The sequence below is a fragment of the Flexistipes sp. genome (genome assembly GCF_036172515.1).
Taxonomy (GTDB): Bacteria; Chrysiogenota; Deferribacteres; order Deferribacterales; family Flexistipitaceae; genus Flexistipes.
The window spans coordinates 1-11,756 of the sequence record NZ_JAXKVW010000008.1; the positions used below are offsets into that span (position 1 = coordinate 1).

Genomic DNA, 11,756 nt, shown 5'->3' on the forward strand with positions numbered 1-11,756 from the left:
ATAATTCTACAGCTTCTCGCTTAAAAGATTCACTGTAAACTCTTCGTTTCTTCATTTCGCACCTCTGCTTTTTTTATAGCATTGGCTTAACTTACTGTCTACTAAACTGTAGCATGTCCAAAATAGGGAGATGGTGGATTGGTTTATTGGTCGAGTGGTATATTAGTTGAGTGGGTATTAAATATTGAAGCCTGTTAAATCCGGCTTTAATGTGTTCCACATATTTACCGGTCCTCAGGACTGGTGCTGGTCTGACTGTCTTTAGCAGCATTGAACAAAGTTAAACCTTGAACAGTTCACATCTTACGCTTTACGCATAACGCATTACGCTTCACGGCTTTATTTTATATATCGGATGAGATCTTTGTGGTCACTGATTACAGTAGCTTCGTATAGATTGTTGTTGAAGGCCAGAAAAGGAACACCCGATTCCCTGGCAGCAAAATAATCGGTGCTGGAATCGCCTATATAAATAGTATCTTTCTCTTCGATATTGAAGAAATCTAAAATCTTATAAATGCCTTCCGGATGAGGTTTGGAGTTTTCCACGTCAAAAGAGGTGATTTTGCAGCCGAAAAATCTGTCAATTTCGTAATGCTCCAGGAGGTAATGGAGGGAATGTCCTCTGTTTGTAAATACAGCCATTTTTAGTCCTTTATCATGCAGTATTTTCAGAGTTTCTTTTAAATTTTTCTCCGGTTTCATGAGTCCTAAGAAATTCTTGAAACTCATGTTATTTGCAAAATCAAGTATATCTTTTATCTTATTTGTGTCTTCAGTAAGCATGTTTATTATTTCCACATTAGTCTTCATCATGGCTTTATTGACCTGCTCAATATCATTTTTGTTTATTTTAGGAAGGTCAAATTTTTCCGATATAAAATCATAGTAGGCCAATACAGCTTCTCTGCTGTCAAAGAGCACACCGTCACAGTCGTAAATTATCAGTTTTGTCAAAATAACCCTCCGATTTTTTCAGTTTATATTAGATTAAAAAAAATATTAAAAATTACAAGATTTTTTCCCTGCCGCATTGTTCTTAAAAAAATAATTAAACCTTTAAAATTTTTCCATTTTAATCACCTCAAATACTTTAAATACCTCCAAATACCTCAATTTCGCGTATTCGTGCCACACATCACGGATTACGTATACAAAATATGTGAATTTAGTAAGCATGCCAAAGTCAAAACATGGTTGATATGAATAATCGGTTGTTGTATATTTTTCTCATGTATAAACTTTTATTATCAACTGCTAAATACTGTCCGGTCGATTTTTTTGGTCTTTGCTTGAGTATATTTTTCTTCAGCGGGCTGAGTTGAATGGAAAAATGGAGTGTTATTAAGCACTACAGAGATATCTTAGACTCCGAAAAAGGGGCAATTTTGAAAAATGCCAGGACAAAAGTTGCCCTTGTTTATCCCAACAATTATGAAATTGGAATACAAAATATCGGGTTTCAGACAGCTTACCGTATATTCAATTCCTTTCAGGATGTTTGCTGCGAGCGGTTTGTGCTGGATTTTTATGAGGACAATCTTTCTATAGAAAATCAACGTTTTCTGGCTGAGTTTGACATAATAGCTTTAAGTATAAATTATGAAGAGGATGTTCTGAACTTCATTAAGTTTTTGGATTCCCAGAAGATTTCTGTGTTTACAGACGACAGAGGAGTCGAACATCCGCCGGTTATAGCTGGAGGAGCATTATCGCTGATAAATCCCTGTCTCCTGTATTCGATTGCTGATGTTCAGCTGGCCGGCGATATCGAACCGATGATTCCCGATTTAAAAAATATTTTTGAACACTATAATGATAAAAAGGATTTTTTATGTAAAATCGGTGCATTAAGTTATGCGGTGGTTTACAGCAAAACAGAAAGGGTTAAGCCTTTAAGAAAAAAAAATGAAGATTTTGCCCGATCCTGCATCATAAGCGGGAAGGGTGAGTTTGCCGGAGAGTATCTTGTCGAGCTTTCCAGCGGATGTAAATATAACTGCAGGTTCTGCACCGCTTCCTATTCGTTTAAACCCTATCGAATCTTTAACAGAAAAAAAATTATAGAAACTGTAAAAAAAGAATGCCGGGTAAAAAATCTCGGACTGATAAGCGCTGCTTTTGGTGATCTCCCGGATATTTATGACTTACTCACTGAATTGAAAATGATGGGTTACAATGTTTCTGTCTCTTCTCTGAGAATCGATTCCCTTGATGATAAGCTTCTTTCTCTGTTGAAAGAAATGGGTGTCAGATCTATAACAATAGCTGAAGAAACAGCCTCAGAAAAACTGAAGAAGGTTATTGCGAAAAATATAACTCCTGAGCAAATATATGAAAAAACTGAGATTATAGCAAAAACCGGAATTGAAAATTTAAAACTTTACTATATGATAGGCCTGCCTTTTGAAAAAGAAGACGACATTCTACTGATAGTTGACAGGATAAAACGTGTAGCTGACATTTTTCGTGAAACGCAGGTTAAGTATTACAATCGTATAGGAAGAATCAGAATATCAGTAAATATCTTTATTCCGAAGCCTTTTACCCCTTTTCAATATTTTGAACCGGATGGAAAATTATCCATTAAAAGAAAAATCAGTTTACTGAAAAAAGGGGTGGCACGGATTCCCAATGTGAAGTTTGAAATAATGTCATACAAGTCTGCTGAATTACAAATGATTCTCTCCAGAGCAGGTTTTGAAGTAAAAGAATTATATCAAGAATATATGGAAAATGGATTCCAGATCAAATCAGCAATAAATCAATACAGAAGATATAAATGCTCAAAAGGAGGCGGTATTAATATTAATGAAAAACTTGATTGGGAGAAACTGATCGATCATAATACAGATGAATTATTACACAGAGAGTATGAAAAATGCTTAAAAGCAAAAGAGGAATAATATATTACGATATAAAAACAATCAGCAGTGATATCGTGTGTTTTACTGCAGGCGGCAGGGATTTTGCATTATCAGAAAACCAAAGCCTCAGCGACAATTATGCGAATTACAGAGTTTTGACAGATGTTTTTAATCTCCCCTCTCCACCTTTTACTGTAAGTCAGACTCATTCTGCAAATATCTATGACTTTGATAACAAAGATAAAAATAAAGCGGAAGGATATGATGGCATTATTACATCTCACCTTGATCTGCCGTTGGGGATTCTTACAGCCGACTGTTTTTCCGTGCAGCTTATAGGGGGTAATAATATAGCAAATCTGCACTGCGGCTGGAGGAGTATCTATGCCGGGATAATAAACAATGCCGTTGATATTTTTCAAGGCAGAGGAGATAAAATTGATACAGCTGTTGCTAATATCGGTATCTGCACAGATTGCTATGAAGTGTCCCCTGATCTTGTTGGGAGTTTTATCGAAAAATTTCAATTCAATGATATTTACAAAGAAAAAGAAGGCAGCTGCTATCTTAACTTACGCAAGATTATTGAAAATATTCTGAAGTTTTCCGGAGTAAACCGAATTATTCATTTACAAAGGTGTACTTTTTGTAATAAATACTTATATTCTTACAGAAGGGATGGAGAAAAGACGGGAAGGCTGCTTTCCGTGATTATGAGGAAATCATGATTGCTGAAAATCTTGCTGAAATAAATAACAGAATAAAAAAAGCGGCAGAAAAGTCCCCTCAAATTGATAAAGACGTTACCCTTGTTGCAGTGAGCAAGACGTTTCCATCTTCCAGCATCAGAGAAGCATACCGCGCTGGTCAGAAAATCTTCGGCGAAAATAAAGTGCAGGAGGCACTGGATAAAATTGATGAGTGTAAAGACTTAACAGCAGCGGAATTTCACATGATCGGCCATTTGCAGAGCAATAAAGTTAAATATATTCCCGGTGTTTTTAAACTTATACATTCGGTGGACAGGAAAAGTCTGGTAAAAGAAATGCATAAAAGGTTTTATCGAGAAGGTAGAAAGCAGGATATACTGGTACAGGTGAATCTGGCTCTTGAGGAACAGAAAGGCGGCGTTAACCAGGCAAACCTGGATGATTTACTGGAATATATTTTTCAGTGCAACTCTCTGAATTTAAGGGGCTTTATGTTAATGCCTCCTTTCCGGGAAAATCCCGAAGACAATAGATATCTTTTTGCAAAAATGTATGAACTATTTGCACATTACAAAGATCAGTTTGAGAGGTCCGGCACAGAGGGTTTTGATACGTTATCAATGGGTATGAGTGCTGATTTTGAAATAGCTGTAGAAGAAGGTTCTAATATGGTCAGAGTGGGCTCGAAAATTTTTGGCAAAAGAACTTATAATAAGTGAGGTTTCAATGTTTTTAATCGGTTTTATCGTAAAGCTTTATATTATTGTTTTGTTATTGCGCACCTCCATGACAAGGCAGGAATTATATTTTAATCCCTTTGGCAAAATTGTTGCTTCTATGACCGAACCGGTATACGGGGCTCTTCTGAAAGGTAAAAATAAAGCACAGTCGGATAAGCTGACTCCTGTGCTGATTTTGCTGATTGTTGTGCTCTATGCTTTTTTATTCTGGGTGTTCAGCGGTTATCCTTTTATGCAGGCACTGTTTGTGACCATTGACGATATTCTTATATTTCTGATGCTTTTCTATATTATTGCTATCATTCTTGGAAGTATGGTTAATACATACGGAGCTACAGTTTATACGTCATTTTTTCACAGAATGGGGCTTTTTTGGGTGAAACTTGCACGGACATTAACGGGAATACCCGGAAATATCATTGTTTTGCCCGCTGTTATTCTTGTGTTTTTGGCGTATATTATTTTAGATTCCGGATTGTGGATGGGTTTCAATCTGATAGGCCAGGGTACGGCAGATCCTGTTACTTCGCTGATGCATGTTACTGAAAACGGTCTGTTGTCCATAATAGGCATACTCAGATATCTTACGTGGCTTATAATTATCAGGGCTTTAATGTCATGGGTAAGTCCGGATCCCTCAAATCCTGTGGTTCAGATGATTCATTCCCTCACTGATCCCATAATGCGTCCATTCAGCAGGCTTGTTCCTCCGATAGGCATGATAGATATATCACCTATCATTTTGATTTTTGTGATTGAATTTCTCAGAATGTTTTTGGAGAGACTTATTGGTATCATTTTCTAAAGAAGGCGGAATAAGTCTTTTTAAATTTTCTGCCTGAGATTTCGTGTTTTTTAGTGGAGAGTAAGTGTTAATAAATGATATAATCTTTTAAAAGGGTATAAGTTTGTTTTTGTATTTAATATTAGAGAGAGGTTAAAATGTGGCTTTTTAGAATTATTTACTCTATTATCATTTTTGCTGTTTTTATATTTTTTCGTGATACTCTTAACATCGATATCTATTATGCAACAACCTATGCTATTGGTATAGTTCTGGCAATTAACCTTGTGGAAACGCTAATTGTTGACCTTAAGAGTATGAAGGTGGCATCAGGTTTTATCGGGGGGCTTCTGTTTTTATTAATTGCTTATTTTGTCACATCTGCTCTTGGGGCTTTTATTAACGAAGCTTTTAAGATGGCTTTTTACTTTGTATTTGCATATCTCGGTATTTTTATTGGTTACCGTAATTATAACCTCTTGGAAAATCTGATTAATAAGATGTATAAAAAGCAAACAAAGGGAAAATATCAGGAAATTCCCAAAGTTATAGATACTTCCACTTTAATTGACGGAAGGATTGCGGATATTGTGGATACTGATCTTCTGGAAGGAAAACTTGTAATTCCTGTATTTGTACTAAAAGAGCTGCAAAATATAGCGGACTCTCACGATCATTTGAGAAGGCAGAAGGGCAGGAGAGGGCTCAATGTGCTGAAAAGACTTCAGGAGCAGAAGCATATTCCGGTGGAAGTTTCCAATGAGGATTTTACTGATATTGGTTCGGTGGATGAAAAACTCGTTGCCCTTGCTAAAAATTTGGACGGTAAAATAATAACGACGGACTATAATCTGCTGAAGGTTGCAGAAATACAAAACGTTAAAGTTTTGAACATCAACAGCCTTGCACTTGCTTTGCGGCAGACTGTTCTTCCCGGTGAGGAGCTTGCAATCACTATTCTTAAAGAAGGAAAAGAACATTCTCAGGGTGTGGGATATCTTGAAGACGGTACAATGGTTGTTGTGGAGCATGGCAAAAATCACATTGGCGAGCAGCTAACTGTTGAGGTGACAAGTCTGCTGCAAACGGACTCGGGACGTATAATATTCAGTAAAATCAAATAAAGCCATGAAGAAAAGCATTTCGGCAATTATTCCGGCAGGCGGTATCGGTAAGCGATTTACTGTTGAAGGAAAAAAACAGTTTTTTAGATTAAACGGCAGGCCGATAATATACTATACTCTTGCAGCTTTGATGGAAGCGTATAAATTTGACCAAGTTGTTATAGGTGCTGCACCCGAAGATTTTCCAGAGCTTTCAAGTATCTGTGGATCATTAAATATTAATAATTATCTCTTTTCTGAAAAAGGAGAGGAGAGGAGCAACACCGTTTATAATGCACTGGAATACTGCAGTACTGATTATGTGCTCATACATGATTCGGTTAGACCCTGCATTGCCAAGGAAGTGGTGCTTAATATAATTCAAAAGGTTTTTGAAAAGGATGCAGTTGTATGCGGCGTGAGGCCTTCTGATACTGTTAAGCTTTTAGAGGACAGTAAAATATCACACACACTGGAACGTGAAAAACTTTTGCTGACTCATACGCCTCAGTGTTTTTCAAAAAAATTGATACTGGAAGGGCTCCGATATGTTTTTCAAAATGGTTTGTCAGTAACGGATGATTCCTCAGCTGTGGAATTACTAGGTCATTCAGTGGAAGTTATTCCATCTAATCCGGAAAATATAAAAGTAACAAAATATTCAGATATCTATTTTCTTAAAGAATATTTAAGTAACAGATTTGTTGATTAGTCTGACGTAACCCCATTTTTTATTGTGTACACAAATTGATTGACTTCGTCTAACACCAGACTTTTAGACTGGTAAATATGTTGTCAAACATTCAATTTAGCTATTTACATAGCTGCTAATCGGTCTTCAACCGATACTATCAGCAAGAATATTTTTCAATATAATTTGCACGCATTTCACAGCCGAAACTCGAAACTACTGCCGCTAACCGTCTACCACCTCCTCTCGAGAGCTTTGCACAATGTGCTTTTTTGTGTTTTGGAAGTGGGACTTCAGTCCCGCAAGCCTGTAAACACTGAATTACAAAAAAAGATTTGCCCGGCTAAAGCCGCGCTTCCTGACTTATGCAAAGCTCTTCTCTCATAATTGTTTTTATTTGCAAATATTTATCCACTTTACCTTCAAACACAGGGTGTGACCGCTAACCGGCAGTATGTTTCTCTAGCACCAGCCGAAAGGCTGGTAAATATGTTGTATACACAAATTTATCGGTCTTTGACGATGCTAGTGGAACACATTCGACATCGGCTGCTTCATTTGTGCAAATTACATTGAAATCAGTGTCATGTTAGCTAAGTATATGTAAAGCAATACTTTTATATAATTTTTGGGGTGATACCAGTGATTAGTTTCTTGAATTTTGATTCATTTGGCGTATTGTGTAGTTTATGATAAGAAAATTACGTGAACCCATGAACGGGCTGACCCATTTTATTCCGGCTGTGCTTTCCTTGGCAGGTATTGTGATTTTGCTTGCCAAAGCATTGGAGTTATCCGATCCGTACAGAATTGTTTCATATTCCGTATTCGGTGCAGGATTGTTTGCGCTTTACCTTATGAGTACGCTTTATCACTGGCTTCCTTTAAGTTTTGAAAAGATCAGACTGTTAAGACGTTTGGATCATATGATGATTTTTGTGCTTATAGCAGCCACATATACCCCTATATGTTTGATACCCCTTCGCGGCGGCTGGGGATGGAGCCTTTTCGGAACGGTATGGGGGCTTGCTGTTGTGGGGATTTTTCTGAAAATTTTCTGGATGAATGCTCCCAGGTGGCTGTCGACAGGCATTTATCTGGGTATGGGCTGGATAGCTCTGGTTGCCCTGTGGCCGATGATTAACAATATGTCATTACAGGCACTGCTTCTTCTACTTGCCGGCGGCATATTCTATTCTCTTGGAGCTGTAATATATGCTTTAAAAAAACCTGTTTTAGTGCCCAATATTTTAGGTTTCCATGAGATATTTCATATCTTTGTGGCTCTGGGAAGCTTTATGCACTTTTTAGTCATTTACAACATTTAACTTTTTAATCATTTCCGTTGATTCTTCTACCATGCTTTGCACCATATCATTTACAGACGGGATGTTGTTAATAAGACCTATACATTGTCCGCAGGCTATCAGAGCATTTTCAAAATCTCCGGTTTCGATTGCTTTTTTACCGTTTTTACCGCTCAAAAGGGGTGCCATTTCCTGCAGTGTGGCGTTTCTTTCTTCCTTTTTAGTTATTTTCTGGGCTTGGCTGTTATTTATTGCTCTTAATGTATTTTTTAGTGAACGTTCCACAAGAATGGTGTCGGTTTCGTTTAATGACAGCAGGTGTTTTTTCAGATTTTCATGTACAGGGGATTCGCGTGTAAGCATGAACCTTGTTCCCATATTTACTCCTGATGCCCCAAGGGAGAGGGCGGCTGCCAAACCACGTCCGTCTGCAAAACCACCTGAGGCGATTACCGGGATGTTTATACTGTCCGCTGTTTTGGGAATCAGGATAAGCGATGTCACATCATCTTCTCCGGGGTGACCTGCACATTCAAAACCGTCTATACTCACGAAATCGCATCCTATTTTTTCGGCTTTTACTGCATGCTTAACAGATGTGCATTTATGAATGATTGAAGCACCGCTGTTTTTTAAATGGTTGATATATTTTTCAGGGTTGCGTCCGGCAGTTTCTATAATTTTAATATTCTTTTCAATTATTACGTCAATATAGCTGTCATAATCAACGGGGTTCAATGTGGGCAAGAATGTCAGATTAACCCCCAGGGGTTTATTGGTTATTAGACGGGCTTTGTCTATTTCATCAGCAAGTCTTTCGGGGGAGTCAAAAGAGAGTGCCGTGATTATGCCAAGCCCGCCGGCTTCTGAAACGTTCGCTGCTAATTCTGCATTTGATATCCACATCATGCCGCCCTGGATTATCGGATATTTAATTCCCAATGCTTTTGTTAGTTTATTGTTTAGCATACCTGCCTCCATGAATGAATATTCTGCATTAGTAGAACAATATTTTATATAAGTGTAAATGTCAATGTTTTCATGTACAAAAATTTTATTAATTTTATTTGATGTGTTTGCATGTTGTGTGGTAATCTAAATAAAGGATTTAATTTTATCTTTTTGTGTAAATAAAGGTTAAAATATACCTTTCTAAATTTAAAGGAGGATAGGATGTTTATAAAAATTTTTTCTACAGCTTTTTTGTTCTTTTTTCTTGTCACTTTTTCTTTTGCCGAGCCTAATATGAATGAAGGTAAATGGGAGATTACAACTAAGACCGAAATTAAAGGGATGCCGATGCAGATGCCACCACAAACATATACGCAGTGCATTAAAAAAGAGGATATTGTACCAAATACTCAGACTCAGAATAATATGAGCGATGAGTGTAAAATTTTGAATAATGAAGTCAACGGTGACACTGTTTACTGGGAAATTGAGTGTAAGTCAAAAAATGGTGATGTTTCAACAGGCAAGGGAACCGTTACATATCATGGCAACACACTGGAGGGCAGGGTGGATATTAACGTTTCCGGCGGTAATATGGGTGATGTTAAAATGATTCAGCATATGAACGGCAAAAGGATCGGTGATTGCAAATAATTAACTATTAGCTTAAGATTATTTTGATCAGTTCTTTCGGTTTGTCTGCATAGTAATCCGGCTTGCTTGAGGCTTTTGATCCGTAGCCGTAAGAACAGAAGCAGGTTTTTATGTCGGCTGCTGCTCCTGACAATATATCGGTGTGATTGTCGCCTATCATAATTGCGTGTTCTTTTTCAATTTTGTATTTTTCCAGAGCTTTCAGCACGGGTTCCGGTGATGGTTTCTTTGTTTTAAAACTGTCTCCGCCATACCACTCGTTTATTATCTTGTCCATGTGAAAGTATTTTATGATTTTTTCCGTCAGAGCTGAGGATTTGTTTGAAATTACAACGGAGTTTATCTCTTTATTTCGTAATTCTTTTAAAAGCTCCGGTATACCGTCAAAGAGTTTAGTTTTATTTACGATATTTTCTGAATAAGTTGTTCTGAAATGAGTTTCAATTTCGCTGCTAAAGTTTGCTGCACCCACAGCTCTTTCCACAAGTTTCCGCATTCCATCGCCCACATAGGATTTTGTCTTATCCAGTTTCAAAAGCGGAAATCCGAAGTGTTTTAATGTACAGTTCAGGCTTTCGTGGATATCATCTATTGTGTCCACAAGTGTGCCGTCCAGATCAAAAATCACAAAATTAAACATTAAAAAGTAATATGATATTTCAGTTATTTTGACAAGTATTTTGTATAAATTTTAGGCTGAAAAAAATTTAAGCGTGCACTGAGAAGCAAAAGAGATAAAAATACTCTTATTTTCTTTACAATAAATATAAATAATGTATAATTTGCATACTTGCAGATATTTGGAGCTGTTTATGAATTATAGAATATTGGTTGCTGATGATGAAAATTTTAACAGAGAGATAGTCAAAGATGCTTTGATGGGGGAAGAGCATGATTATGAAATACTGGAAGCTGGAGACGGACTTGCCGTGATTAATATGCTTGAAGAGTTAAACCCTGATTTGCTTCTTCTGGATATCGGTATGCCTAAAATGAGCGGTCTGGAAGTACTTGAAAATATAAGAGAAAAAGATGTGTATGAATCCCTTCCTGTTATCGTAATCACTGCATATCCTGAAGAGAAATACCATGCTCTGGAGCTGGGGGCGAACGATTTTATTGCAAAACCCATTGAAGTTGCTGATTTACGACTGCGTGTAAAAAACAGCTTAAAACTTAAAAATTACAGCAATATGCTTGAGAATTTTAATAAACAGCTTGAAGAGAAGGTGCGTGAACGTACGCTGGAACTGAAACAGGCTCTTGATAAAAGCCGGGCTGCTGAGCTGGAAGTGATTATTAAACTTGGTAAAGCTGCGGAATTCAGGGATCTTGAAACCGGAGTGCATATATATAAGATGCGCGGTTATTCCAAATTGCTTGCTGAAAAGTTAGGTATGAGTAAAGATGATGTGAGTCTTATATACAATGCATCACCTTTGCACGACGTCGGAAAGGTGGGGATACCAGACCGAATCTTGCTAAAACCGGCCAGGCTTACTGACAAAGAGTTTGAGATAATTAAAAATCATGTTGAAATCGGTATGGAGATTTTAAGCGGTCATGAGTCATTCCCACTTCTCAATGCAGCGTATTACATAATAAGAGACCACCATGAAAATTGGGACGGTTCCGGCTATCCCTATGGCAGAAAGGGCTCAGATATACATATATATGGTAGAATTTGCAAGATTGCGGACGTATTTGATGCCCTGACAACAAAAAGGGTTTATAAAGAAGCCTACAGTGTTGAAAAGGCTGTGAGTATAATGCAGAATGAAATGAAAGGGGCATTTGATCCTGATATTTTAAGTAGTTTCGTTGAGAATATTAAGGATTTTGTTGCCATAAAAGAGGAATCGGAAAATATGGAAGAAGATATCCCTCCCATATTGAAAATTATGAGCGAAATCGAGCGTTGATTGTTTTGATTTTTTCAATAAATAAAT

At 37.2% G+C, this 11,756-nt stretch carries 12 protein-coding genes; 9 read left to right on the forward strand and 3 right to left on the reverse strand.

All coding sequences use genetic code 11. From position 1 onward, the window contains the following. Positions 1 to 339 precede the first annotated feature (339 nt). On the reverse strand, positions 340 to 957 hold the full coding sequence (locus tag UMU13_RS06685; RefSeq protein ID WP_328217988.1) for an HAD family hydrolase: 618 nt from the start codon (positions 955 to 957) through the stop codon (positions 340 to 342). 368 nt (positions 958 to 1,325) lie between these two features. Between UMU13_RS06685 and UMU13_RS06690 the strand changes: the two genes are divergently transcribed. From UMU13_RS06690 to trhA, 7 genes are all read left to right on the forward strand, one after another. Next, positions 1,326 to 2,906, forward strand: coding sequence for a radical SAM protein (locus UMU13_RS06690; protein WP_328217989.1), 1,581 nt, complete (start codon positions 1,326 to 1,328; stop codon positions 2,904 to 2,906). After that, positions 2,882 to 3,595: a polyphenol oxidase family protein gene (locus tag UMU13_RS06695; RefSeq protein ID WP_328217990.1), complete on the forward strand. Its 714-nt coding sequence runs from the start codon at positions 2,882 to 2,884 to the stop codon at positions 3,593 to 3,595. Before UMU13_RS06690 ends, UMU13_RS06695 begins: the two co-directional genes overlap by 25 nt. Then, positions 3,592 to 4,296, forward strand: coding sequence for a YggS family pyridoxal phosphate-dependent enzyme (locus tag UMU13_RS06700; RefSeq protein ID WP_328217992.1), 705 nt, complete (start codon positions 3,592 to 3,594; stop codon positions 4,294 to 4,296). Before UMU13_RS06695 ends, UMU13_RS06700 begins: the two co-directional genes overlap by 4 nt. A 7-nt stretch (positions 4,297 to 4,303) precedes the next feature. Beyond that, on the forward strand, positions 4,304 to 5,122 hold the full coding sequence (locus tag UMU13_RS06705; RefSeq protein WP_328217994.1) for a YggT family protein: 819 nt from the start codon (positions 4,304 to 4,306) through the stop codon (positions 5,120 to 5,122). A gap of 137 nt (positions 5,123 to 5,259) precedes the next feature. Then, entirely contained in the window at positions 5,260 to 6,225 is a 966-nt protein-coding gene (locus UMU13_RS06710) for a PIN/TRAM domain-containing protein (RefSeq protein ID WP_328217995.1), read from the forward strand. A gap of 4 nt (positions 6,226 to 6,229) precedes the next feature. After that, a complete protein-coding gene (ispD, locus tag UMU13_RS06715; RefSeq protein ID WP_328217997.1) occupies positions 6,230 to 6,916 on the forward strand; it encodes a 2-C-methyl-D-erythritol 4-phosphate cytidylyltransferase in 687 nt (228 codons plus the stop codon). A gap of 668 nt (positions 6,917 to 7,584) precedes the next feature. After that, positions 7,585 to 8,223 (forward strand): PAQR family membrane homeostasis protein TrhA, encoded by a 639-nt coding sequence (trhA, locus tag UMU13_RS06720; RefSeq protein ID WP_328217999.1) that lies wholly within the window; start codon positions 7,585 to 7,587, stop codon positions 8,221 to 8,223. Here trhA and UMU13_RS06725 read toward each other — a convergent pair. Continuing rightward, a complete protein-coding gene (locus tag UMU13_RS06725; RefSeq protein ID WP_328218001.1) occupies positions 8,203 to 9,171 on the reverse strand; it encodes an NAD(P)H-dependent flavin oxidoreductase in 969 nt (322 codons plus the stop codon). The two genes, trhA and UMU13_RS06725, sit on opposite strands and share 21 nt — an antisense overlap. 204 nt (positions 9,172 to 9,375) lie before the next feature. Here UMU13_RS06725 and UMU13_RS06730 point away from each other — a divergent pair, with 204 nt between their 5' ends. Then, entirely contained in the window at positions 9,376 to 9,807 is a 432-nt protein-coding gene (locus UMU13_RS06730; protein WP_328218003.1) for a DUF3617 domain-containing protein, read from the forward strand. A gap of 7 nt (positions 9,808 to 9,814) precedes the next feature. Here the strand turns inward: UMU13_RS06730 and UMU13_RS06735 are convergent, their stop codons facing one another. After that, positions 9,815 to 10,447: an HAD family hydrolase gene (locus UMU13_RS06735; protein WP_328218005.1), complete on the reverse strand. Its 633-nt coding sequence runs from the start codon at positions 10,445 to 10,447 to the stop codon at positions 9,815 to 9,817. A gap of 172 nt (positions 10,448 to 10,619) precedes the next feature. Here UMU13_RS06735 and UMU13_RS06740 point away from each other — a divergent pair, with 172 nt between their 5' ends. After that, positions 10,620 to 11,729: an HD-GYP domain-containing protein gene (locus UMU13_RS06740; protein WP_328218006.1), complete on the forward strand. Its 1,110-nt coding sequence runs from the start codon at positions 10,620 to 10,622 to the stop codon at positions 11,727 to 11,729. The last annotated feature ends 27 nt before the right edge of the window (positions 11,730 to 11,756 follow it).

Bases quoted from the DNA above. Each gene is read 5' to 3' on its own strand.
- UMU13_RS06705 (WP_328217994.1), top strand. From the start codon at position 4,304: ATGTTTTTAATCGGTTTTATCGTAAAGCTTTATATTATTGTTTTGTTA.
- UMU13_RS06735 (WP_328218005.1), bottom strand. From the start codon at position 10,447: ATGTTTAATTTTGTGATTTTTGATCTGGACGGCACACTTGTGGACACA.
- UMU13_RS06740 (WP_328218006.1), top strand. From the start codon at position 10,620: ATGAATTATAGAATATTGGTTGCTGATGATGAAAATTTTAACAGAGAG.
- UMU13_RS06725 (WP_328218001.1), bottom strand. From the start codon at position 9,171: ATGCTAAACAATAAACTAACAAAAGCATTGGGAATTAAATATCCGATA.
- UMU13_RS06690 (WP_328217989.1), top strand. From the start codon at position 1,326: ATGGAAAAATGGAGTGTTATTAAGCACTACAGAGATATCTTAGACTCC.
- ispD (WP_328217997.1), top strand. From the start codon at position 6,230: ATGAAGAAAAGCATTTCGGCAATTATTCCGGCAGGCGGTATCGGTAAG.
- UMU13_RS06730 (WP_328218003.1), top strand. From the start codon at position 9,376: ATGTTTATAAAAATTTTTTCTACAGCTTTTTTGTTCTTTTTTCTTGTC.
- UMU13_RS06695 (WP_328217990.1), top strand. From the start codon at position 2,882: ATGCTTAAAAGCAAAAGAGGAATAATATATTACGATATAAAAACAATC.
- UMU13_RS06710 (WP_328217995.1), top strand. From the start codon at position 5,260: ATGTGGCTTTTTAGAATTATTTACTCTATTATCATTTTTGCTGTTTTT.
- trhA (WP_328217999.1), top strand. From the start codon at position 7,585: ATGATAAGAAAATTACGTGAACCCATGAACGGGCTGACCCATTTTATT.
- UMU13_RS06700 (WP_328217992.1), top strand. From the start codon at position 3,592: ATGATTGCTGAAAATCTTGCTGAAATAAATAACAGAATAAAAAAAGCG.